This window comes from Nitrosomonas sp. Nm84, assembly GCF_003201565.1.
Taxonomy (GTDB): domain Bacteria; phylum Pseudomonadota; class Gammaproteobacteria; order Burkholderiales; family Nitrosomonadaceae; genus Nitrosomonas.
Genome location: NZ_QJJP01000007.1, coordinates 66,066 through 88,488 on the forward strand (window position 1 = coordinate 66,066; position 22,423 = coordinate 88,488).

16 protein-coding genes are annotated in these 22,423 nt (G+C 49.0%); 10 read left to right on the plus strand and 6 right to left on the minus strand.

Annotated features, from left to right (window positions below):
* Positions 1-357: 357 nt before the first annotated feature.
* Positions 358-504 (minus strand): hypothetical protein, encoded by a 147-nt coding sequence (locus tag C8R34_RS16425; RefSeq protein ID WP_165872531.1) that lies wholly within the window; start codon positions 502-504, stop codon positions 358-360.
* A gap of 803 nt (positions 505-1,307) precedes the next feature.
* Here C8R34_RS16425 and C8R34_RS05520 point away from each other — a divergent pair.
* The 8 genes from C8R34_RS05520 (at position 1,308) to C8R34_RS05560 (ending at position 13,301) form a co-directional block, all read left to right on the plus strand.
* Complete coding sequence (locus C8R34_RS05520; RefSeq protein ID WP_110338621.1) at positions 1,308-1,619, plus strand: DUF1840 domain-containing protein; 312 nt, start codon at positions 1,308-1,310, stop codon at positions 1,617-1,619.
* A 194-nt stretch (positions 1,620-1,813) separates the two neighbouring features.
* Entirely contained in the window at positions 1,814-2,959 is a 1,146-nt protein-coding gene (gene gnd, locus C8R34_RS05525; protein WP_309146174.1) for a phosphogluconate dehydrogenase (NAD(+)-dependent, decarboxylating), read from the plus strand.
* A gap of 1 nt (position 2,960) precedes the next feature.
* Entirely contained in the window at positions 2,961-4,373 is a 1,413-nt protein-coding gene (gene zwf, locus C8R34_RS05530) for a glucose-6-phosphate dehydrogenase (protein ID WP_110338623.1), read from the plus strand.
* Positions 4,370-5,482: a transaldolase gene (gene tal / locus C8R34_RS05535; protein ID WP_110338625.1), complete on the plus strand. Its 1,113-nt coding sequence runs from the start codon at positions 4,370-4,372 to the stop codon at positions 5,480-5,482. The genes zwf and tal overlap by 4 nt, the downstream gene beginning before the upstream one ends.
* Before the next feature lie 2 nt (positions 5,483-5,484).
* Entirely contained in the window at positions 5,485-7,587 is a 2,103-nt protein-coding gene (gene tkt, locus C8R34_RS05540) for a transketolase (RefSeq protein ID WP_110338627.1), read from the plus strand.
* A complete protein-coding gene (pgm, locus tag C8R34_RS05545; protein WP_110338629.1) occupies positions 7,562-9,214 on the plus strand; it encodes a phosphoglucomutase (alpha-D-glucose-1,6-bisphosphate-dependent) in 1,653 nt (550 codons plus the stop codon). The genes tkt and pgm overlap by 26 nt, the downstream gene beginning before the upstream one ends.
* Positions 9,215-9,344: 130 nt before the next feature.
* A complete protein-coding gene (glgP, locus tag C8R34_RS05550) occupies positions 9,345-11,894 on the plus strand; it encodes an alpha-glucan family phosphorylase (protein WP_110338631.1) in 2,550 nt (849 codons plus the stop codon).
* A 429-nt stretch (positions 11,895-12,323) separates the two neighbouring features.
* Complete coding sequence (locus C8R34_RS05560; RefSeq protein WP_110338633.1) at positions 12,324-13,301, plus strand: endonuclease/exonuclease/phosphatase family protein; 978 nt, start codon at positions 12,324-12,326, stop codon at positions 13,299-13,301.
* A gap of 28 nt (positions 13,302-13,329) precedes the next feature.
* Here C8R34_RS05560 and C8R34_RS05565 read toward each other — a convergent pair whose 3' ends face one another.
* The 3 genes from C8R34_RS05565 to typA all read right to left on the minus strand — a co-directional run bounded on the left by C8R34_RS05565 (position 13,330) and on the right by typA (position 18,552).
* Positions 13,330-14,895 carry a sorbosone dehydrogenase family protein gene (locus tag C8R34_RS05565; RefSeq protein WP_110338635.1) on the minus strand — a complete coding sequence of 522 codons (1,566 nt, stop codon included), beginning with the start codon at positions 14,893-14,895 and terminating at the stop codon, positions 13,330-13,332.
* A gap of 314 nt (positions 14,896-15,209) precedes the next feature.
* Positions 15,210-16,484, minus strand: a complete 1,275-nt coding sequence (locus C8R34_RS05570) for a hypothetical protein (protein WP_258364371.1) — start codon at positions 16,482-16,484, stop codon at positions 15,210-15,212.
* Between the two features lie 253 nt (positions 16,485-16,737).
* Positions 16,738-18,552 (minus strand): translational GTPase TypA, encoded by a 1,815-nt coding sequence (gene typA / locus C8R34_RS05575; RefSeq protein WP_110338637.1) that lies wholly within the window; start codon positions 18,550-18,552, stop codon positions 16,738-16,740.
* A 138-nt stretch (positions 18,553-18,690) separates the two neighbouring features.
* Between typA and C8R34_RS05580 the strand changes: the two genes are divergently transcribed.
* The gene (locus C8R34_RS05580; RefSeq protein ID WP_110338639.1) at positions 18,691-19,653 is read left to right on the plus strand and encodes an ornithine cyclodeaminase family protein; all 963 of its coding nucleotides are present in this window, start codon (positions 18,691-18,693) and stop codon (positions 19,651-19,653) included.
* Positions 19,654-19,698: 45 nt separating this feature from the next.
* Here C8R34_RS05580 and C8R34_RS17245 read toward each other — a convergent pair whose 3' ends face one another.
* Positions 19,699-21,432 carry a methyl-accepting chemotaxis protein gene (locus C8R34_RS17245; RefSeq protein ID WP_309146175.1) on the minus strand — a complete coding sequence of 578 codons (1,734 nt, stop codon included), beginning with the start codon at positions 21,430-21,432 and terminating at the stop codon, positions 19,699-19,701.
* A 318-nt stretch (positions 21,433-21,750) separates the two neighbouring features.
* Entirely contained in the window at positions 21,751-21,942 is a 192-nt protein-coding gene (locus C8R34_RS05590; RefSeq protein WP_110338641.1) for a hypothetical protein, read from the minus strand.
* Between the two features lie 147 nt (positions 21,943-22,089).
* On the opposite strand from C8R34_RS05590, the gene cutA reads away from it, so the two are divergent.
* Positions 22,090-22,413, plus strand: coding sequence for a divalent-cation tolerance protein CutA (gene cutA / locus C8R34_RS05595; RefSeq protein ID WP_110338719.1), 324 nt, complete (start codon positions 22,090-22,092; stop codon positions 22,411-22,413).
* The last annotated feature ends 10 nt before the right edge of the window (positions 22,414-22,423 follow it).

Here is a 22,423-nt window from a genome sequence, read left to right on the forward strand (position 1 = left end):
GGTTCTTCTCATTGTTTAGCACGAGGAATTTGTGCTTCATTACGGTTTAGCAAAAATATAGGCAAAACTATGTGAGGTCAGTGCGGTGGAACACATAAGAAAAGAAACAATCCGATGAATAAGCTGTAAATAGTGCGATAATGAAATTGTTCTACCAGGCTAAGATTAATATCAGCCGAAAATGGAATGTGCTTCGTTCCCAACTGGAAAACCGCTTTAAATCCGTTTGCTATCCAGTTTGAGAAGCGCGTAACCGCCTATTAATTTAAACTCCGTTTTACACAAACTCAGGATACATCCCAATCGCCAGATGTAGATTCTGTGTGATTGCTTTCGATATCCTTGATCATCACTAATCTAGGTTTTGCCTATGGCGTTACCCACCGCTGTACTGCCGACACCTGCACCGATCACTGTGCTTCTATCTCGTGCCCACATCCTGGAGCAACCCTTCAAATCGAGCATCACTGTTATGGTTGACGCATTGACTGTAGTTCTGATCACTGCATTGTTTTCATTGAAGCGCCTGCTTATCAAGTATCGAGATATAGGGTATGTGCGCAACCGTACAGAGCTGATGAAATTTCACAGAGATAATGACAAAAATGGGAATTAGGAAGGAATAGAGAGTATCTTCAGCTAGAAAACATTGGGGATTCTAGTTTATTCAATTTACCGGGTGATCAATTGCCAACCGGTTTTGAAGAATAGAGGCTTGGCCAGCGATCAAATTATCAGGCTGACAAGTATCCAGGCAGCGAAGAAATGTCCGAGTCAACTTCGCCGTGTTAGTTATCGAGATATTGATACAGGTAACATTGTCCTGGACAACAAATTTAAACTTGCTGCAAGCAACTATTGCTGATATCTATAAGGCGTGCTGATAAGTGGGATTGTTCTTCGAATGGATCAAGCAAGACCTGAAGATTAAGTCTTTTATTGGAACGAGCAAAAATACTGTGATGACACAAATCTGGATTGCTATGTTTATACTTGTTTCTGACTTTCATCAAATTTCAGTTAAGGATGAACAAAACCATGCAGCAGATCTGCGGTTACTGCAGCTCAATTTATTTGAAGAATGTGACTTGATGGATTTATTACGAGGTGATCCGGCATACCATAATCACGCATCTGATACTCAATGTCTCTACTTAGAAAGTTGACGGGATAGTGGTGCGTTCAAGTACAGGCGAAATTAAGAAAGCTAATTGGAAACTTGTAAGCGTGTGTTGTTTTACCAACGTAGCATCGACGGGCCTGCACAAATGTGCAAGTAGATACTAAAAGTTTTCTAGGAGGACTGTATGCTGGTGACATTTACAACCGATGTTTTTGCCGACATTACCATGTTTGAAAAAGACGCACACACCATGTTGAAAATGATGGGGCATAGCGGAACCATACCCAGTGCAATTTTGGCAGAAGATGTGCCTGCGGCACTGAATCGTTTAACAGCGGCTATTAATTCAGAAAATGCCTCGTTGCTAATTGATGAGGATAAGGGAGAGGATGAGGATACGAATGAGCCTGTGGTGAGCTTGGCTAATCGAGCGCTGCCACTAATTAATCTGCTTACTGCCGCAGCCAACAAAGGGTGCAATGTAATGTGGAAATAGATAGTTATCCGCAGTCAATCTCATGCTGAAAAAATATGAATATGTGCCTTTTACTATAAGACAACAGGAAACCTTGATATTTTTAAGATAAAGCGATGTAATAGATTGATGTGCCGGTGGGCTGAACACGAGGCAAATTCTGCATCTGCGTGAACCGACGACGCAATCCCTGCACTGCAAGTTGGAACAATCTAATGACAATTGAAACTTTCCTGGTTAGCATGACATGGATTTCAATGAATGCGGCAGGTGTAGATTTACTAATGAAGTCAAAGCTGCTTGTAACGTTGGCTTTGTTCAATTTGGCAAGGAGAATCAAGATGCATATTGGCATGATTGGATTAGGGCGAATGGGAGCTAGTTTGGTGCGGCGCTTGACCAAAAAAGGTCACAAGTGTGTGGTTTACGATGTAAATCAGGATGTTGTGAATCAGGTCGCGGACCAGGACATTCAGGGTGCTGCATCGATTGACGATCTAGTCAAGAAATTGACTAAGCCACGCGCGGTATGGGTGATGGTTCCCGCAGCCGTAACAGGCAAAGCGATCGAAGAATTGGCTTCGAGCATGGATGCCGGTGATATCATCATCGATGGCGGTAACAGCTACTACCACGACGATATCCTTAGAGCGAAAGAACTCAAGCGAAAGAATATTCATTATGTGGACTGCGGCACTAGCGGTGGCGTGTTCGGTGAAGAGCGCGGATATTGTTTGATGATTGGTGGAGAGGATCAGATCGTCAAGCACCTGGATCCAATTTTCAGGAGCATCGCACCAGGTGTCGAAGCGGCGACACGCACCCCAGGCAAGAAAAACATGCCTAGTCCTGCAGAGCATGGGTATCTGCATTGCGGACCCACGGGCGCAGGACACTTCGTCAAGATGGTTCACAACGGCATTGAATATGGTCTCATGGCGGCTTATGCCGAAGGACTAAATATTCTACATAATGCCAATGTCGGTAAGTGCTCACACGATAGTGATGCCGAGACCACACCGATGCGCAACCCGGAATACTATCAATATGATCTGGATCTACCACAGATCGCGGAAGTCTGGCGGCGCGGCAGTGTGGTTGCATCATGGCTCCTTGATCTAACAGCAGCGGCGCTGGTCGAAGATGCAGAGCTTACTGGCTTCTCCGGACGTGTATCGGATTCAGGGGAGGGACGCTGGACGGCTTTGGCTGCTATTGATGAAGGCGTGCCGACTCCGGTAATCAGTGCGGCATTATTTGAACGCTTCGCGTCGCGCGGCGAAGCCGACTATGCCGACCGACTTTTGTCCGCGATGAGAAAGCAATTTGGCGGGCATAACGAGAAAAAAACGGGAGGCTGAGGTGAGGATTATCTATGATCGTACGACGTTAGCCGATACGTTGGTGATATTTGGTGTAACCGGCGATCTCGCCCACAAGATGATTTTTCCGGCACTTTATGCGATGGCAAAGCATGGCACCCTCAATGTGCCAGTGGTAGGCGTTGCCTCATCAGAATGGGATCTGGTGCAACTACGCAATCAGGCGAGGGAAAGCATCAGGAAATCCGTTGAGATTGATGATCAAAGTGCCCTTAATCACCTTCTTTCCTTGCTTCAATATGTCAGCGGCGATTACAATGACCCCAATACGTTCAAGGCACTGAAGCAAGCATTGGGCGATGCCCAGCGCCCGACGCATTATCTTGCCATTCCGCCTACGCTGTTCGCAACGGTTATTAAAGAGCTTGGAGCCACTGGTTTGGCAAACCAAGCGCGCATCATTGTTGAAAAACCGTTCGGACGTGATCTGGCCTCTGCTCGAGAGCTTAACCGCACCGCACTAGCGGTATTTCCAGAAGATTCAATTTTCCGCATTGATCATTACCTCGGAAAGGAGGCGATCATGAATATCCTCTATTTCCGTTTTGCCAATTCTTTTCTTGAGCCGTTCTGGAATCGTAACTATGTTGCCAGCGTACAGATTACGTTATGCGAAGATTTTGGCGTGAAGGGTCGTGGTGCTTTTTACGAAAGTGTCGGTTGTTTGCGTGACGTTATTCAAAATCACCTGTTTCAGATCGTTGCCCTGCTTGCTATGGAAGCACCGGCCTATCAAGGTTTTGGTGCCGTCCATAGCGAGAAAGCCAAAGTGCTCCAGGCCATGCGCCCCTTGCATCCGGATGACGTAGTGCGCGGACAGTACACTGGATATCGACAAGAATCTGGTGTGGCGGAGAACTCAAATGTCGAGACATTCTGCGCTATGCGGTTGCATATAGATTCGTGGCGTTGGGAAGGAGTGCCTTGGTACCTGCGATCCGGAAAATTTATGGCTGCTACAGCAGCCGAGGTCTTAGTGGAATTAAAGCCGCCACCGCAAAAATTGTTCGATGATTCAGCAGCACCGAATGAACGCGCTAATTATCTGCGTTTCCGACTTTCCCCCAATTCTGCTCTTGCCCTTGCGGCGCGTGTCAAACATGTAGGTAAGGAATTTGTCGGCGATCAGCGTGAGCTTTTCTTGTTGGATGAACAACCGGCAGAGGAAACACCTTACGAGCGACTATTAAGTGACGCAATGGCGGGTGATGGCGCGCTTTTCACCCGCGCGGACGCAGTGGATGCCGCTTGGGCAGCGATTGATCCCATTCTTGATATTCCTCGAACTGTCTACTCCTACGAGCAGGGCAGCTGGGGGCCAAAGCAAGCTGACGCGCTTTTTAGTGCGGGTGGAAGCTGGCATAACCCGATACCGATGAAGGAGAAAAAATGAATGCCACACAACAACTGCACAAACTGGGGCAGAGTATCTGGCTCGACAACATAACGCGTGAACTGCTCACGAGCGGCACGCTGATCCGCTATATCAGCGAATTATCGGTGACGGGACTCACCTCCAATCCCACCATATTCGATCACGCCATCGAAGATGGTGATTTTTACGATGACGCGATCCGCCAAAAAACACTTGATGGTAAATCGGGCGAAGCGTTGTTCTTTGAACTTGCGTTGGAAGATTTAGTCCAGGCGGCCGATCTTTTTCGACCAATCTACGATGCCACAGGCGGAATTGATGGCTGGGTATCTCTGGAGGTATCGCCCTTGCTTGCGGACGACACCGCCGGTACGATAAAGGCGGCAGTGCAACTGCACACGCGCGCACGACGCCCCAATCTTTTCATTAAGATTCCAGGTACGCGTGCAGGTATTCCTGCAATCGAGGAAGCTATTTTTGCTGGCGTGCCAGTCAATGTTACCTTGCTGTTCTCGCGTGAACACTACATTGCAGCGGCAGAAGCGTATATGCGCGGCATCGAGCGACGCATAGATGCGGGTTTGGATCCGAAGATCGACTCCGTGGCTTCAGTTTTCGTCAGTCGCTGGGATGTAGCTGTCAAGAACAAGATTAAAGGTGAGCTTCACAACAATCAACTTGGCATTGCAATCGCTAGCAGTGCCTATAGAGCCTATTGCGATTTATTGGCATCAAAACGCTGGCAGAAATTGGCTACTTCCGGAGCGCATCCGCAGCGCTTGCTATGGGCCAGCACCGGCACGAAGGATCCTGCAGCCCCAGATACCCTATACATTGAAGCGCTCGCTGCGCCGGATACGGTCAATACCATTCCAGAAAAGACGCTGCTTGCTTTTGCCGAACACGGCAAAATACAAACCATATTGCCGATTGATGAGAAATATACTGCAAGAATGGACGCGGTAATCGCAGAATACACCTCTAATGGCGTCTACAGCGAAGTGCTGGCCGCTGAACTCCAGCGAGAAGGTGCTGAATCTTTTGCTAAATCTTGGCACGATCTGATGGCCTGTATTGCAAAAAAAAGTGGTGCGCTTACCCAAAAGACACATCCGGGCGGAGAATAATCATGACATTTGCCACGCAACTCGATCAACAGTGTATCAATACCATTAGATTTCTGTCGGTGGATATGGTGCAAAAGGCCAACAGCGGACATCCCGGTCTGCCGCTCGGCGCAGCGCCTATGGCATACCTTTTGTGGACGCGCTTTCTCAAGCATAACCCGCGCAACACGCACTGGTTCAATCGCGATCGCTTTGTCCTCTCGCCCGGACACGGTTCGGCGCTACTTTACAGCTTACTGCATCTGAGCGGCTACGATCTTTCTCTGGATGATATCCGGCAATTCCGTCAATGGAACAGCAAAGCACCGGGGCATCCCGAGCGCGGACATACACCTGGGGTGGAAATTACCACCGGACCACTGGGTCAAGGCCTCGGCAATGCGGTCGGCATGGCAATTGCTGAGGCCCAACTATCGGCCCGCTACAACCGACCCGGCCACACACTCATTGATCACCGCACCTATGCTATTGTCAGTGACGGCGACCTGATGGAAGGTGTGGCCTCTGAGGCAGCTTCTCTGGCCGGCCATCTAAAGCTCGGTAAACTCATTTGTCTTTACGACGATAACCACGTCACTCTGTCCGCCAGCACTGATATCGCCTTCTCCGAAGATCGCGCACGGCGCTTCGAAGCCTACGGCTGGCATACCGTGTCGGTGGATGATGGCAACGACTTGGCTGCAATTGATGCCGCATTAGCTGAAGCATATGCGGAAACTGCCCGGCCATCGCTATTACTGATACGTACCCATATTGGTTATGGCTCTCCCTGGCAAGATAGTTTTAAGGCGCATGGCTCGCCGCTCGGTATAGATGTTGTGCGCAAGACGAAACAAACGCTAGGCTGGCCGACCGAACCGGATTTCCTGATACCGGACGAAGCGCTGGCGCATTTCCGTGAAGCGGTGAAACGAGGTGCAAAGGACGAGGAGACGTGGAATATGGCGCTGAGTGCCTACACCAAGGCATTTCCGGATATGGCAGAAGAATTTCGGTGCCGCCTGCGCGACGAACTTCCATCGGGTTGGGACGCAGACGTTCCAGTATTTCAGGCCGATGCCAAGGGTCTCGCTACGCGTGATGCATCCGGCAAAGTGATGAATGCCATTGCGCCTAAACTGCCGGCGCTGACCGGTGGTTCTGCCGATCTCGATCCATCTACCAAAACGGCCTTGAAAGGTATGGGCGACTTCAATCCGCCGCTGCTGAAAGATTCGGACCAACAAGGTTCCGATAGCGCTGGCTGGAGTTATGCCGGACGCAATCTACACTTTGGCGTACGTGAACATGCAATGGGCGCTATCATCAATGGCCTCGCCGTACATGGCGGTTTTGTTCCGTATGGTTCGACCTTTCTGGTCTTCTCTGACTACGTGCGTCCGTCGATCCGCCTAGCGGCATTGATGGGACTGCACGTCGTGTATGTGTTCACACACGATAGCATCGCTGTCGGCGAAGATGGACCCACGCATCAACCGGTAGAACAACTAGCGAGTTTGCGTGCGATTCCGAATCTCACCGTAATCCGACCCTGCGATGCTAATGAAACCGCGGTCGCCTGGCGCGTTGCTCTGGAAACATCCGACCGGCCGGTGATACTGGTGTTGACTCGGCAGGAACTACCCACACTTGATCGCAGCCGTTACGCCGCCGCGGATGGATTGCGCAATGGCGCTTACGTATTGAGCGATGCCACTAATGGCGATCCCGAACTAATCCTGCTCGCCAGCGGTTCCGAAGTCAGCCTGATCGTAGCAGCCGCAGAACGTTTACAACAGCAAGGTATCGCCGTGCGCTGTGTCTCGATGCCAAGCTGGGAGTTGTTCGAGGCCTTGCCGCAAGCTCAGCGCGATGCAATACTGCCTCCCTCGGTCGATGCCCGACTTGCGGTCGAATTGGGTATTACACAAGGCTGGCATCGCTACGTTGGCACGCACGGCGATATTCTCGGCGTGGAGCACTTTGGTGCTTCTGCACCAGCCTCAGTGGTGCTGCGTGAATACGGTTTCACCGTCGACAACGTTTGTGAGCGAGCAAAGCGTAGTTTAAATTTATCAAAATTAAGATGCAGCATAAACGATGAAAATAAACCCAATGGCGGGTAAACCCGCAGAAACTTCGATGCTGGTCAATGTACCGCGACTCATCACGGCCTATTACAGCCTGGTGCCGGATGCTGCGATACCCACGCAAAGAGTCGCATTCGGCACCTCAGGCCATCGTGGCTCCTCATTCGAGACCAGCTTTAATGAATGGCATGTGCTTGCCATCAGTCAGGCTATTTGTGATTACCGCAAGGAGCATGGCATAAACGGTCCGCTGTTTCTTGGCATTGATACGCACGCGCTTTCGGAATCGGCGTATGCGAGCGCGCTTGAAGTGCTGTCCGCTAACGGTGTAGAAGTGATGATCGCAGACAAAAACGAATACACGCCCACTCCCGTGATTTCGCATGCCATACTGACTTATAACCGCGGCCGTAAGTCAGGGCTGGCAGATGGTATTGTCATTACTCCTTCACACAACCCACCCGATAGTGGTGGTTTTAAGTACAATCCCACCCACGGTGGGCCTGCGGGTAGCGACATTACGGGATGTATCGAGGCCATGGCAAATGCATTTTTGGCAAGCGGCCTGCAGGGCGTGAAAAGAATCCCTTTTGAGCGGGCTCAACGCGTTGCTACCACGCACCGGCACGACTTTCTCAATGCTTATGTGAACGATCTCAGTAGCGTGCTTGATATGGATGCGATTCGCGATGCAAATATCCACATGGGCGTGGATCCACTTGGTGGTGCCGGCGTTCACTATTGGAGATCAATCGCTGAACGTTATGGTTTAAATCTCACGGTAGTGAGCGAAACCGTCGATCCCACCTTCCATTTCATGACACTCGATTGGGATGGTCAAATTCGGATGGATCCGTCTTCGTCCTATGCAATGCAAAGGTTGATCGACAACAAGGATCGCTTCGACATCGCTTTTGCCTGCGACACTGATCATGATCGGCACGGGATTGTCACCAGGAATGCAGGATTATTGCCACCTAATCATTATCTTTCTGTGGCCATTTTCTATCTCTTCCAATATCGACCGAATTGGAGCAAAGATGCAGCAATTGGCAAAACGGTAGTCAGCAGTCAGATGATCGATCGTGTTACCGAGCAGCTCGGACGGAAACTCTACGAGGTCCCGGTCGGTTTCAAGTGGTTTGCAGATGGCCTACTTCAAGGTTCGCTCGGGTTCGGAGGCGAAGAAAGTGCGGGTGCGTCTTTTCTCCGCCTGAATGGTAGTGTCTGGACCACAGATAAAGACGGCATTGTCCCGGCTTTGCTATCGGCTGAAATTATTGCGCGCTTGGGCCGAGATCCCGGCGAAATATACCGTGAACTAGAACTCAAATTCGGCGAGTCTATATACGATCGTGTCGAAGCGGCAGGAACTCCGGAGCAAAAAGAACTGCTGGCGAGGCTTTCGCCTCAGCAGGTTAAGTTTACCGAGCTGGCTGGCGAAAAAATCCAGACTATCCTCACGCACGCACCAGGAAACAATGCGCCCATCGGTGGATTGAAGGTGATTTCCAAAAGTGGGTGGTTTGCGGCGCGTCCATCCGGTACCGAAGACATTTACAAGATTTATGCTGAGAGCTTTAAGGGAGCAGATCATCTGCATCGCATTCAAGAGGAAGCCCAGACGATGGTTAGAGATGTTCTTACAGCGATACCGAATTAGGACAAAGATCGCGCACCATTGGCACCTTGTCAACAGACATTAAGTGAGGCCAAAGAAGTATGGCGTAAGGAAGGGGATCCTAACTGATGTATTTGAAGATTTGGCTCAAGACAAATTTGAAGGAGAGGTTATGAAGAACGTAAAAACGAGGTTCAGTCATTCCAAGGAGCTTCTTTTGTCCACGGACGTAGATGGATTCGATTCCCTAGCTGAGCTTGCCTTGGATATGCGCTCGTCGTGGGATCATGCCACCGATCAAGTATGGCGGCAATTAGATTCTGTACTGTGGGAACTTACGCATAATCCATGGGTTATCATACAGACGGCCTCACGAGAGAAACTTCAGCGTGTTTTAACCGATGCTACTTTCCGCAAAAAAATTGATAATCTGGTGCAAGCTAGGCGCGATGCGGTAGAGGCTCCTGCATGGTTTCAGCAAACCTATCCGCAATCGCCACTGAGCTGCGTTGCTTATTTCAGCATGGAATTCATGTTGAGCGAAGCTTTGCCTATTTACTCGGGTGGACTGGGTAATGTGGCCGGCGATCAACTTAAGGCCGCCAGCGATTTAGGTGTTCCCGTGATCGGCATCGGACTGCTTTACCAGCAAGGTTATTTTCGCCAGATGATCGATAAAGATGGCGCGCAACAAGCCATGTTCCCGTATAACGATCCCGGACAGTTGCCGATCACACCATTGCGTAAACCGGATGGAGAGTGGTTGCGGCTCGAGGTTGTGTTACCCGGTTACTCGGTCTGGTTGCGCACTTGGCAAGTACAGGTCGGTCGCGTAAAACTGTATCTATTAGACAGTAATGATGCAGCGAATTATCCTGCACATCGAGGGATCACGAGTGAGCTTTACGGTGGCGGACCGGAGTTGCGCCTTAAACAGGAAATGATCCTAGGGATTGGTGGATATCGACTGCTTACAGCGCTCGGCATCCAACCGGAAGTCTGTCATTTGAATGAAGGGCACGCCGCCTTTGTCGTGTTGGAACGCGCCCGCAGTTTCATGCAAGAGACCGCGCAAACCTTTGAATCTGCGTTGGCCGTTACTCGAGCAGGCAATATCTTTACCACGCATACAGCGGTTGCTGCTGGTTTTGATCGTTTTTCTCCAGCGCTCATTGAGCAATACCTCTCAAATTATGTGCGTACACAGCTCGGAATAACTTGCGACGATTTGTTGGCCTTGGGTCGTCAAAACCCAAATGACTCGTCAGAACCCTTCAATATGGCTTATTTGGCGATACGTGGGAGCAAGACGGTGAATGGTGTGAGTCGCTTGCATGGTAAAGTGAGCCGGCACTTATTTGAACCACTCTTCCCACGTTGGCCAATAGGAGAAATACCGGTTGGATACGTGACCAATGGTGTTCATATACCAACCTGGGATTCGGCGGCAGCCGACGAACTATGGACGAGGGCTTGTAACAAAGAACGCTGGCTGGGTTCAACAAATACTCTGGAACGAGATATTCGCTGTATCTCCGATGCCGATCTTTGGCAACTTCGTAGCACCGCCAGAAAATTGTTGGTTGAATTCGCTCGCAAACGATTGCGCCAGCAACTTGCCGTTTCAGGGGCATCGCCCGAAGCAGTTGAAGGCGCACAACATCTATTTGACCCCAATACTTTGACGCTGGGTTTTGCGCGTCGCTTTGCAACCTATAAGAGACCGAATTTGCTGCTCCACGATCCGGAACGGTTACTGCGTCTGCTGTCTAATTCACAACGCCCGGTACAACTCATCATGGCCGGAAAGGCTCATCCCGCAGATTTGGCGGGCCAAGCCCTGATTCAGGAATGGATACATTTCATCCGCCAATCTGATGCACGACCACATGTAGTCTTCCTCAGTGACTACGACATGCATCTGACCGAACAATTGGTACAGGGTGTGGATGTCTGGCTCAACACGCCGCGTCGCCCCTGGGAAGCGTGCGGAACGAGCGGCATGAAAGTCCTGGTCAACGGCGGTATTAATCTATCTGAATTGGATGGCTGGTGGGCGGAAGCATACACGCCGGAAGTGGGCTGGGCATTGGGAGATGGTCTGGAACATGATGGCGATCCCGCGTGGGACGCTATCGAAGCTGAGGCTCTTTATGATCTCCTTGAGCACAAGGTAGTCCCTGAGTTTTATACTCGTGATGAACAAGGTGTTCCCACCGCCTGGGTTGCGCGGATGCGGGAAAGTATGGCGCGGTTGACACCACAATTTTCCACCAATCGTACGGTGCGTGAATACACCGAGCAACACTATCTCCCCACCGCCTCAGCCTATCGAATGCGAGCCGCGGACAAAGGTAAAATCGGCGCGGATATTTTAAATTGGCAGCAAGCACTGGATCAAAAGTGGACCGCACTGCGCTTTGGAGAGATGAAGGTTGAAAAAAAGGGTGATCAGCATGTATTTGAAGTGCAAGTGTATCTCGATGACCTCGACCCAGATGCAGTGCAAGTAGAACTTTATGCCAGCGGAATCAATGGTGCCGAACCTGAACGGCTGGAGATGGTACGCTTGCGCGAACTAACGGGCTCGTTGGGTGGCTATGTTTACAGCGCCAGTGTGCCAGCTATCCGTGCAGAAAAAGATTATACAGCGAGAATAATACCGCAGCATGAGGGTGCTGCCATTCCTTTAGAAGCACCGTGGATTCTGTGGCAGCGGTGAATAAGGTTTTTCAAAATAAAAGAATGAACAGAAACAAGATTCTATTAAAAAGCACTGTTGAGTGCGTGTTGGCAAGTGGAATTGTTCTTCAAATGGATCAAGAAAAACCTGAAGATTAAGTTTTTTATTGGAACGGGCAAAAATGCCGTGATGACATAGATCTGGATTGCTATGTGTGTGTACTTGCTGCTGACTTTCATCAAATTCCAGTCAAAGATGAATAAAGCCATGCAGCAGATTGCGGTTACTATAGCTCGATTTATTTGAAAAACGCGGCTTGATGGCTTTATTGCGAGGTGATCCACCTAACCTTAATCACGCCTCCAATATTCACATGCCTCTACTTTGAAAGTTAACGGGACAGTAGTGAGACATCATACAAAATGCTTGATCAATTGTCTATTTCAATTTTTATCAAGGAGTTAGAGTATGAAAGGCATAGTGTTATTCGCGATTTTTAGCATTATTGTGCTGTCCGGTTGCGCCAAAAGCGGTGGTGGCAGCGGCAATGAGCCACTGGTTCAATGTGGTGATGTGGCCGGTCGAAATCACCTCAATATCTTATCGATTAATCTGCTTTTCAAAGAAATTGAAACTCGCGATCAGCGTTTGGATGCGATTGCCGAATTTGCAGAAAAAACACCGGTTGATGTCATTCTGCTGCAAGAAGTCGCTGGCGGTGCGCTGGTTCATACTGAAAATAGTGCAAAAGATCTGCAGAAGAAGCTTCGTGTCCGCAAGCGCGATTATGACTTGTACACGGCATTTGAAATTGGGTTGCCGGGTGTGCTAGGCGTAGCCAATGCCATATTGAGTCGCTGCGAAATCGACTACAGGGTGACCAAGCGATTGCCTCACGCGACTGAATTGAATTTTCAAGGACATGACATCAAGCTGCCTAGAAACGTGATGATGACACGTATTAATATTCCCAATTCCAAGCGACTGAATATTTACAATACCCATCTTTGCTCTGCATGCACTGAGGAACAGTTTAGTGCCCAGATGGATGTTTTACTGCCGTTCATTGGCGAGGTAGAAGCGTCTTTTCCTCAAGGTAACTTTGCAATTCTGGGCGGAGATTTCAATATCGATCGCTTTCGCGTTGATCCCTTCGTAGAACGGTTTTTCTATGACAGGATCATTAATGCTGGTTTGATTGATGCCTATGCACAAAATAGGCCGTTAGACAGTTTGTGCGCCAACCCGAAACAACCTGATGCGCATTGCACGGTAGAGGTTTCTACGCTGGATGCGGGAGGGTCTGCCAGGCGCGTCGATTATATTTTCATGAATCAGGCAAAGACTGTCCGTGAAAGCCGGGTGGTTTTTAACACGATTGTCGATCCCAGCCAGCCAAGCGTATCCGATCATGCGGGTGTGTTTATTTCAGTGGCTTTGCCCTGATTGCCGGTAAAGAGTGGCGGGTGGTTGGTCAATTACCGACGACGATTACCGCCTCTGCGATATTTGAACGTAAGGTCGAGGATAAATCCAGGGTACCAGGGTTCGGATCGTTATAGATTGCATACAAACGGTATGTGCCTGGCAAAATGGTGGAAGGTAGCGTGAGGTTTAAAACCTCGAGCAACTTAACATTGGGATCAATTTTGTGTTTAAAAGGTTGTGGTTCGGTGCTGAATTGAACACCTGGCTGGCCGCTCAGATACAAAAACTGGCCATCCGGGGTACTGATCGCCACCCATAGATCTTGAGCGACCGAGCGCTGCGGCGATATTTCCGTAACAGTAACATGAATCGGATCGTCAGGTTGATAACTTGCGAGTAAGCCTGTGAAGGTCAATTCACTGTAGCGGACGTTGTCCTCGATGCGGTACACGGTGCCATTGATATCTGCAACATAGACTTCGCCACTTTCATCCTCGCCCAAGCTGCTGATGCCAAAGTCGGTATCGGCCAGCAAGGTGGATTCGAAGCCGCTGCCTGAGCGTCTCATTCCGGCCAAACGTCCCGAGACGAAATCACCGAACAGATAGACGCCGCGCATGCGAGGGAAAATACCGCCGCGATAAACATGACCGCCGGTAACCGATTGGCCACCGGTGACATGATCATATTCTAGAACCGGGTTGATCAAACCACTGGTATCGCAAGATGGCTGTTGAAAGCAGTGAGCACCCTCGAGAATATTCCAACCGTAGTTTTCGCCGCCGAGACTATTCGCGGCTTGAACGTTGATTTCTTCGTATTGTCCTTGGCCGACATCGGCTATGTAGAGATCGCCACTCTCGCGGTCGAACGAAAATCGCCAAGGATTACGCAAGCCGCTGGCCCAAATTTCCGGGCGAGTGTTACTTGCGCCAGCAAATGGGTTGTTCGCGGGAATGGCATAAGGTTGCGCACCCGATTCAACATCAATTTTAAGCAGCTTGCCCAACAAAGACGATGGATTCTGACCGGATTCCAGTGGATCACCGCCTCCACCGCCGTCCCCCATGCCAATATACAGCATGCCGTCAGGCCCAAATGCGATTTGGCCGCCGTTATGATTGGAAAAAGGTTGATCCACAGTCAAAATAATACTTTCACTGGTTGCATCCGCGACATCGCCAGTTCCTGTCGCAGAAAAGCGAGACACGACGGTATTCCCAGCCGTATTGGTGTAGTTGACATAGAAATAACCTTTAGCCGCAAAATCTGGCGGGAAAGCAGCGCTCAACAGACCACGCTCACCACAACAGCCAACCCGATCGCTGATGTCTAAAAATGGTGTCGGTTGCAACGAGCTATTACTGACAATGCGAATCCGTCCCGATTGTTCAACGATAAAAAGCCGTCCCTTGCCGTCGCCTGCATGTGTAATATGAATGGGTCTTTCCAGGCCATTCACTACTGGAACGAAACTGAGTTCCGGCCAACTTGCAGCGAAACTTGAGTGTCCTGAGACGATTAAAACAAGAGCAATAATGACGGGGCACTGCTTGAATGGATTGACCCTCGGGTTCAGAAAATTTTCAAGGTTACGATTAGTGGTAAACATGAGATATCGCCCTATTCTACTGTTCAGGAAATTCTATAATACGCTGAAGATTGTTTTTGTATCAATGTATTTGTAGCCTCCCATATTATTTGAATGGGGGTAAATATGTTGCACAAACAAGTTTATCTAGAACCCAGTTACTAAATTTATCCAATTTGGTAAGCCAAAAGGAGTTATAACCAAGTTTTGTATTGCTTCTGAGAAATAGAAGCTAAAGTTTGACAGGCTTTGATAAGGATTGCGGTATTTTTTCAGCGCAGGTGCCACAAACGACCACCGGCTTTACCGGTGGTCGTTTGAGCGACACTCCGCCTCTAGGGTCGTAGTTTCAGCATCATCGGTTGCATGCGTTTAACGGTATCCGGAGCGATCAAGCCTTTTATTTGCAAGGTTTTAACCGTTGACGCCGGTGCGCAATTGGCTACTTCCACTAGCTTAACGACGAGTGGGTTAAAGGTGACATCGACGCCGGTATAACTTCCCGCATCGTCGCCATCGCGATCACCACGGAATTTGAACTCCTTGACCGGGCCATTGGGGCCACCGCCTTGGCGATCATCATTATGGTCGGTGTCGACGTAGTGCGCCGAGCTTTCCACATTGCCCTGTATGCTGTCGATACGCCAGCCGGACGGCGCTGTGTAATAAGATTCGATGCGCTCTCCTTCTGCCGTAGTCCAATCGCTACGTGTTTCCTTGGCTTTCATCCAAAGCCGCAAATTGACATGCGTGCCATCACTGATCCAGTTTGCGGTTGCCCATACCTCGGGTCCGTTACCCGAATATTCTTTATCGCCTCGGGTATGCGGTGGTGTGTAGGATAAATAAGTGCTGCGCGTATAGGTTTCCGTTTTTTCCCGACACACCGGCGTGGCTGGTTGAATGACGGCAATACTGGAAATGGAACGGTCCTGCCATTCCAGGGTTAGGCGATTACTCGCGCTGGATAAGGGTACACCATTGGCACCGAGGTTGAGCGTCATATGATAGTGGGTAAGCCGATCCAGGCTGGAAGATACATCCAGCGTGCGTGATTTGTCCTGCAGCGTTACTTTGATCGGCGTGGTATCAAAATCGTAACCGAAAAATTCCAGCTTATTGCGGCGGCTTGCATCCAATGCCATATCCACGGCTGCAGGAGTTACGTGACACAATGCCGGTTCAACCGGAGGCACCGACTGATGTAGCAGGCGAGCACGAATTCTTACCAGCGCCTGACGCACGCGGGCGCCGATGAAATCCGCATTACAGCGTAACTCTGTGCCGGTAGCGGCAACGCTGCGATTGAGCAGATCGGATACTTCATTACGTATGGTTGACTGGGCATCGGTAGTCAATTGTTGGGTAGTATCCTGCAATATCGTTTGCCAGGATGCGGAATTACGATCCAAGGCATCAATGGCTCCATCCAATGTGGCCACAGTATCGCCGGCAATGTCGCTCACTTTGTCGGTTGCTTTGTCGATTTTATCGCCAATGCTGCAACCTGACATCATGATCGGCATGAATACTGCCAGCCATATTAACGACTTGCAGGTGCCGACGCGTGTCTGAAAAAGGTGTGACAGGGGGATAGTGATTGCTTTCATGCTGTTGATCTCCTTATGGATTGTAGGAAAAACGCGCATTCCTGTGGCAATGTACAGAAAATAAAAGATATTTTTCTAAAGTTGAATATAGATAAAGTCTGATGTTTAGTCAAACATGTTGCTGCTGGAGTTTTGAATGGATGGAAATCCAGTGTTTCTTGCTGAGCGCAAAATGTTTACTGGAGTCTGATTTGAACTCGTGATTCCCCGTGGTCTTGCCACGGGGTTGCTTGCTGTCTGCCGAAATGGCTGTTTAAGCCGCTACGCGGGATGCGCGTTTGCGTTCGTGTTCCAGCAAATAACGTTTGCGGATACGGATTGTTTTTGGGGTAATTTCCACCAGTTCGTCATCCGCGATGAATTCAATCGCGGATTCCAGCGTGAGCTGAATCGGTGGAACCAATGTAACGGCTTCGTCGGTTCCAGATGCACGGATATTGGTTAGTTGCTTACCTTTGATTGGATTCACTACCAGATCATTGTCACGGCTGTGGATACCGATCACCATGCCTTCATACAGACGATCACCAGGACTCACAAACATGCGGCCACGATCCTGTAATTTCCACAATGCATATGCAACCGCTTCGCCTTTTTCGGCGGAAATCAGCACGCCGTTTCTGCGCGGCGGAATTTCCGGACGCATTGGTGCAAATTCATCAAACACATGACTCATCAAGCCGGTGCCGCGTGTCATGGTCATGAATTCCGATTGAAAGCCGATCAAGCCGCGCGCAGGGATGCGATAATCCAGTCGCACGCGCCCTTTTGAGTCCGATACCATGTCCAGCAAATCACCACGGCGTGCGCCTAATGCTTCCATGACAGCACCTTGGTTGGCTTCTTCAACATCGACGGTCAGCATTTCAAGCGGTTCGCATTTAACACCGTCGATTTCACGGATCACGACATGCGGGCGCGAAACAGCAAGCTCATAGCCTTCCCGGCGCATATTTTCCAGCAAAATGGTCAGATGCAGTTCGCCGCGTCCGGAGATTAAAAATGAATCGGTTTCATTGGTTTCTTCCAGTCGCATCGCGACGTTGATTAACAACTCTTTTTCCAGACGCTCACGTAATTGACGACTGGTAACGAATTTACCTTCCTGACCGGCAAAAGGTGAGGTATTGACCTGGAATGTCATGGTTAAAGTCGGTTCGTCCACCGCCAGGATAGGCAATGCTTCCGGTTTGTCGATATCAGCCAGCGTGGTGCCGATGCTCAGCTCTTCCACGCCATTAATCAGTACGATATCGCCCGCCATGGCTTCTTTCATCTGAATACGTTCCAGACCTTGGAAACCAAGGACTTGGTTGATTTTTGCTTTTTTAGGCGTATTGTCGCCGGTCAATACCATGACTTCCTGCCCGGGTTTTAATTTACCGCGACGGATGCGTCCAATGCCGATGCGACCGACAAAACTGGAATAGTCCAGTGCACTGATTTGCAATTGTAAGGGTTCATCGGGATTGCCTACAGGGGCGGGAACATGTTTGACGATGGTGTCAAACAGCGGGCGCATGTCCGTACTGGGATTTTTCGTATCCAAGGTAGCAAAACCATTCAATGCCGAGGCATAGACGACTGGAAAATCCAGTTGTTCATCGTTAGCCCCAAGTTTATCAAACAAATCAAATGTTTGATCGACCACCCATTCGGCACGAGCGCCGGGCCGGTCAATTTTATTGATCACGACGATCGGACGCAAACCCAGCGCCAGTGCTTTTTTGGTAACAAAACGGGTTTGCGGCATAGGGCCTTCAACCGCATCAACCAGCAGCAATACGCCGTCGACCATCGACAAAACACGTTCGACTTCACCGCCAAAATCAGCATGACCTGGGGTATCAACGATATTGATGTGGATGCCTTCGTAATCAATGGCGCAATTTTTGGCTAAAATGGTAATGCCACGCTCGCGCTCAATATCGTTGGAATCCATCACACGCTCGGAAATTTGTTGGTGTGAAGCAAACGTGCCGGCTTGATGCAAAAGTTTGTCAACCATGGTAGTTTTACCATGGTCAACGTGAGCGATGATGGCGATATTGCGGATTGGGCGAGACATAAGATAATTCCTCAAAAAATAAGCTGTTAGTTGCGGCGGCGGGGGCAACATTATAGCAGTTGATTGTTAATATGGCTAATTTATGTCTTGACTTAAATTTTTTTGTAAGTGATAACAAGTAAAAAAGGATTCAGACAGATGCCTTCATTGATCCGTTACTTATCGCAAAGTTCATTGCAGGATTTGCAACTGACAACGCAAGACATCGTTGCCAGTATTGAGCACCTGATCCTTGGCCGAAGCCAGCAGCAAGTCTGGAATGCGCCCAAGGCGGTGATCAGTCCACCGGATGGCCGGTATATGATGGCCACACTAGCGGCTGCCAATGATCCACCGTTTCTTGCGGTCAAAGCCCTGGTGCTGAATCCAGATAACCCGCAACACGGACTGAGCAGCATCAATGCGCTAGTGACATTGCTGGATAGCCATAGCGGATTACCGCTCGCAATAATCGATGGCAATTGGGTGACCGCTGTGCGTACCGCCGGATTGAGTGCTGTGGCCGCGAAACGGCTCGCACGGACGGATGCATCCGTCGCCGCCTTTGTCGGTTGCGGCATGCAGGCACATAGCCACTTGCAGGCATTGGTCGAGCTATTTCCATTGAAACAGATTCGTGCCTTTGCGCGTGGGGCTGCGAGTCGCGATGCATTCTGTCGCAGCGCGGAAAAAATGGGCTTGTCGGCAATTACCAGCAAAACAGCGCAGGAAGCAGTCCAAGACGCGGATTTGGTCGTCACTTCCGTAACATTGTCACCACAACTGGTTGCATTTCTGAATGCACGCTGGTTGAAGTCCGGCGCTTTTGTCACGATGACGGATCTGGCGGCGCCATGGTTGGCTGAAAGTATGTCGGCGTTCGATCGAATTATTGTCGATGATCTGGAACAGGAAGCCAGCATGCCAAACCCATTGGTTGATCCAGCACTAGTTTGCGGCGATTTAACCGGTTTAGTGACTGGAAAGGTGGCTGGTCGCTGCACAGATGACGAGCGCACTGCTTTTGTATTTCGGGGCTTGGCGTTGGGGGATTTGGCTGTCGCTGGGTTGGCTTATCAGCGTGCCTGTGAATGTTCACGAGGCACGCTGATTGATGATTAAGGAAAAATGCGCTGATTGGTTAGTCAATGTATTGCTGAAGATACTTTAGAATTCTTCCCACTCATCACTGCTGCCACCGGCTGCAACCTTGCGAGGTTGAATTGCTACCGATGATGCCGATGCTGCTTTTGCCTTTTTTGTGGCGGATCCGCGATTTGGCAGCTTGGCAACCGTTGACCGATTACTTCTTTTTATTGGTGTAGATGTATGGCCGCTGTCGCTTGACAGTTTAAATGCGCTAACGGCTTTTGTTAATACTTGTGCCTGTTCCTTCATGGATTCAGTCGCTGCTGCGGCTTCTTCCACTAACGCCGCATTCTGCTGGGTCACTTCATCCATCTGTGTTATCGCTTGATTGACTTGTTCAATGCCGGAGCTTTGTTCATGCGATGCAGCGGAGATTTCATTCATGATGTCCGTTACGCGTTTGACAGCGTTGACGATTTCATCCATGGTTGCGCCTGCTTCATCCACTAGGCGGGTACCGTCTTCCACTTTAGTTACCGAATCGCTGATCAGTTCCTTGATCTCTTTGGCTGCCGTTGCAGAACGTTGCGCCAGTGTGCGCACTTCGGTCGCCACCACAGCAAAACCGCGCCCTTGTTCACCAGCCCGCGCTGCTTCTACTGCTGCGTTTAGCGCCAGGATATTGGTTTGGAAAGCAATACCATCAATCACACTGATGATGTCAACAATCTTTTTAGAGCTGTCGTTGATTGAGCTCATCGTTTGAACGACTTGATTGACCACCGCACCGCCTTTCATTGCGATTTCGGATGCGCCAGCGGCAAGTTGATTCGCTTGGCGGGCATTGTCTGCATTTTGTTTCACGGTGGATGTCAGTTCTTCCATCGAAGATGCGGTTTCTTCCAGACTGGAAGCCTGTTCTTCAGTGCGTTGGCTCAAATCTGTGGTGCCATGCGCAATCTCTTCCGAGGCTGTGTCAATTGAGTTGGTGCTACTCCTTACTTCGCTAACGATCTTAACCAGGTTGTCCTGCATTTCCTTCATTGCGCATAGTATGCTATCCGGGTATTTTGTGTTAGCCGAGATATTGCTGGATAAATCGCCATGAGCAATTTTTTGCATGATTTCAGACACATATTTCGGTTCACCGCCCAATTGTGCCATTAGGCTGCGCGTCACCGTTAACGCTAAGGCAAGTCCAATGATGACAGCAATCGCCAGTGTTGCCATGACAGAAGTTTGCGATGATGCAAATATTTGATCGGAATGCTTGCTGGCTGCCGCGCCGCCTTCTACATTAAGGTCGACTAATTTTAGCAATTGCATCGACATGTCATTGAAAAGTCGTTCAGACTCACCAGTCATCAATGTGCCTGCTTCTCCAGTTTTGTGCGCGCGAGACAGATTGAGCAGTTTTCGATGTTCTGCAAGATAGAGATTCCATTTTTGCATGAAATCCTCATACAAACTTTGTTCTTTGGGAGAACTGATGAGATCTTTATATATCTTGAGGTTTTTATCTATGGTCATTGAAAGACCGGCAATAATATCTTTCTCATATTTTTCCATAACCTTGTCATCAGTTGAAAAAACATGATTTATTTCACCAATACGAAAGTCGGAGGTATTCGTATTTATTTCTGAAATAATTTTTACTGACGGCAGCCAGTTGGAGGTTATTTCAGTCGTTGCTTCGTTCATGCGATTCATCTGAAATAGAGCAAAAACAATCAAACAAATCGTGATGCCCGATAGTACCGTAAACGAACCAATCAGTTTGGTGCCTATTTTCATATCATTCAAAATGCTCATTTCTTTCTCTCAAAAAGGGTGAGTTTCTTTGCAAATCCATAACAAGAATTATTGCAATAATTCATTGATTTTAATGGTATTTGATAGCTTATGGAACGTGAGAAACGATTTGCGGAAGAAACAAATTATTCTTTAGCAGGTATCTTAATCAAATCCGAGATGAAATAACGGTGGAATAGCAATAGTAAAATACACTATTTGCTTGGCTTGGAAGAGTCTTAAATCTCTTAGAGGTATATTCCCCGCTGCTTGCGGCGGGGTTCTTCATTGGATTTGATAGGAAAGCTGAATTAGGTTTTTTAGAGAAAAGTGTATCGACTATTCCTTATCCACGCCCGACATCAGGAATTTTACCAATAAGGCAAAAATAAAAGGGACTGTACTCAGTGCGGTTACCATATAGTGTTCGGATGTGAACTGATCGCCTTCGTCCATGATGATGTAACCTAAAAATATTGTGACTGGGGTAATTATCGATAACACAATTACCAAATTAAATAATCCTTTCATTTGCGCAAGTCCTTTTTATAGATTGTTTTTTTACAGTATATGCTTATTGGCACGGTATTCCCAGTATGCCAAAGTTTGCTATTACATCTGTCCATTGAGCAGCTAAGCAAGATAGAATTAAGCGTTTTGTATCAGCGAACAACACTGATGGAACCCATTCTTATCATCACCAATCTCCCTGATAAAAAGGGCGCGGCTGCTTTGGCGGAAGTATTAATCGATCAACAATTGGCTGCGTGCATCAATATTCTGAATTCGTGCACTTCGGTTTACCGCTGGCAGGGAAAAATTGAATCGGCTGAAGAAATTCCTGTTTTAATTAAAACCCAGCGGCAACACTATGAACGGGTTGAACAGTTGATCAAGATGATGCATCCTTATGAACTTCCGGAAGTGATTATGGTTCCTATCATGGGCGGACTGCCAGCCTATTTGCAGTGGATAGCCGCTGAGACATCCCTATCTGACTAAATAACTACTG

What these genes read in the sequence shown, in the direction of transcription:
- C8R34_RS05520 (WP_110338621.1), top strand. Translation starts at nt 1,308, where the DNA reads ATGCTGGTGACATTTACAACCGATGTTTTTGCCGACATTACCATGTTT.
- C8R34_RS05570 (WP_258364371.1), bottom strand. Translation starts at nt 16,484, where the DNA reads ATGAAAGCAATCACTATCCCCCTGTCACACCTTTTTCAGACACGCGTC.
- C8R34_RS05590 (WP_110338641.1), bottom strand. Translation starts at nt 21,942, where the DNA reads ATGAAAGGATTATTTAATTTGGTAATTGTGTTATCGATAATTACCCCA.
- C8R34_RS17245 (WP_309146175.1), bottom strand. Translation starts at nt 21,432, where the DNA reads ATGAGCATTTTGAATGATATGAAAATAGGCACCAAACTGATTGGTTCG.
- tal (WP_110338625.1), top strand. Translation starts at nt 4,370, where the DNA reads ATGAATGCCACACAACAACTGCACAAACTGGGGCAGAGTATCTGGCTC.
- C8R34_RS05565 (WP_110338635.1), bottom strand. Translation starts at nt 14,895, where the DNA reads ATGTTTACCACTAATCGTAACCTTGAAAATTTTCTGAACCCGAGGGTC.
- glgP (WP_110338631.1), top strand. Translation starts at nt 9,345, where the DNA reads ATGAAGAACGTAAAAACGAGGTTCAGTCATTCCAAGGAGCTTCTTTTG.
- typA (WP_110338637.1), bottom strand. Translation starts at nt 18,552, where the DNA reads ATGTCTCGCCCAATCCGCAATATCGCCATCATCGCTCACGTTGACCAT.
- C8R34_RS05580 (WP_110338639.1), top strand. Translation starts at nt 18,691, where the DNA reads ATGCCTTCATTGATCCGTTACTTATCGCAAAGTTCATTGCAGGATTTG.
- tkt (WP_110338627.1), top strand. Translation starts at nt 5,485, where the DNA reads ATGACATTTGCCACGCAACTCGATCAACAGTGTATCAATACCATTAGA.
- C8R34_RS05560 (WP_110338633.1), top strand. Translation starts at nt 12,324, where the DNA reads ATGAAAGGCATAGTGTTATTCGCGATTTTTAGCATTATTGTGCTGTCC.
- pgm (WP_110338629.1), top strand. Translation starts at nt 7,562, where the DNA reads ATGAAAATAAACCCAATGGCGGGTAAACCCGCAGAAACTTCGATGCTG.
- cutA (WP_110338719.1), top strand. Translation starts at nt 22,090, where the DNA reads ATGGAACCCATTCTTATCATCACCAATCTCCCTGATAAAAAGGGCGCG.
- gnd (WP_309146174.1), top strand. Translation starts at nt 1,814, where the DNA reads ATGACAATTGAAACTTTCCTGGTTAGCATGACATGGATTTCAATGAAT.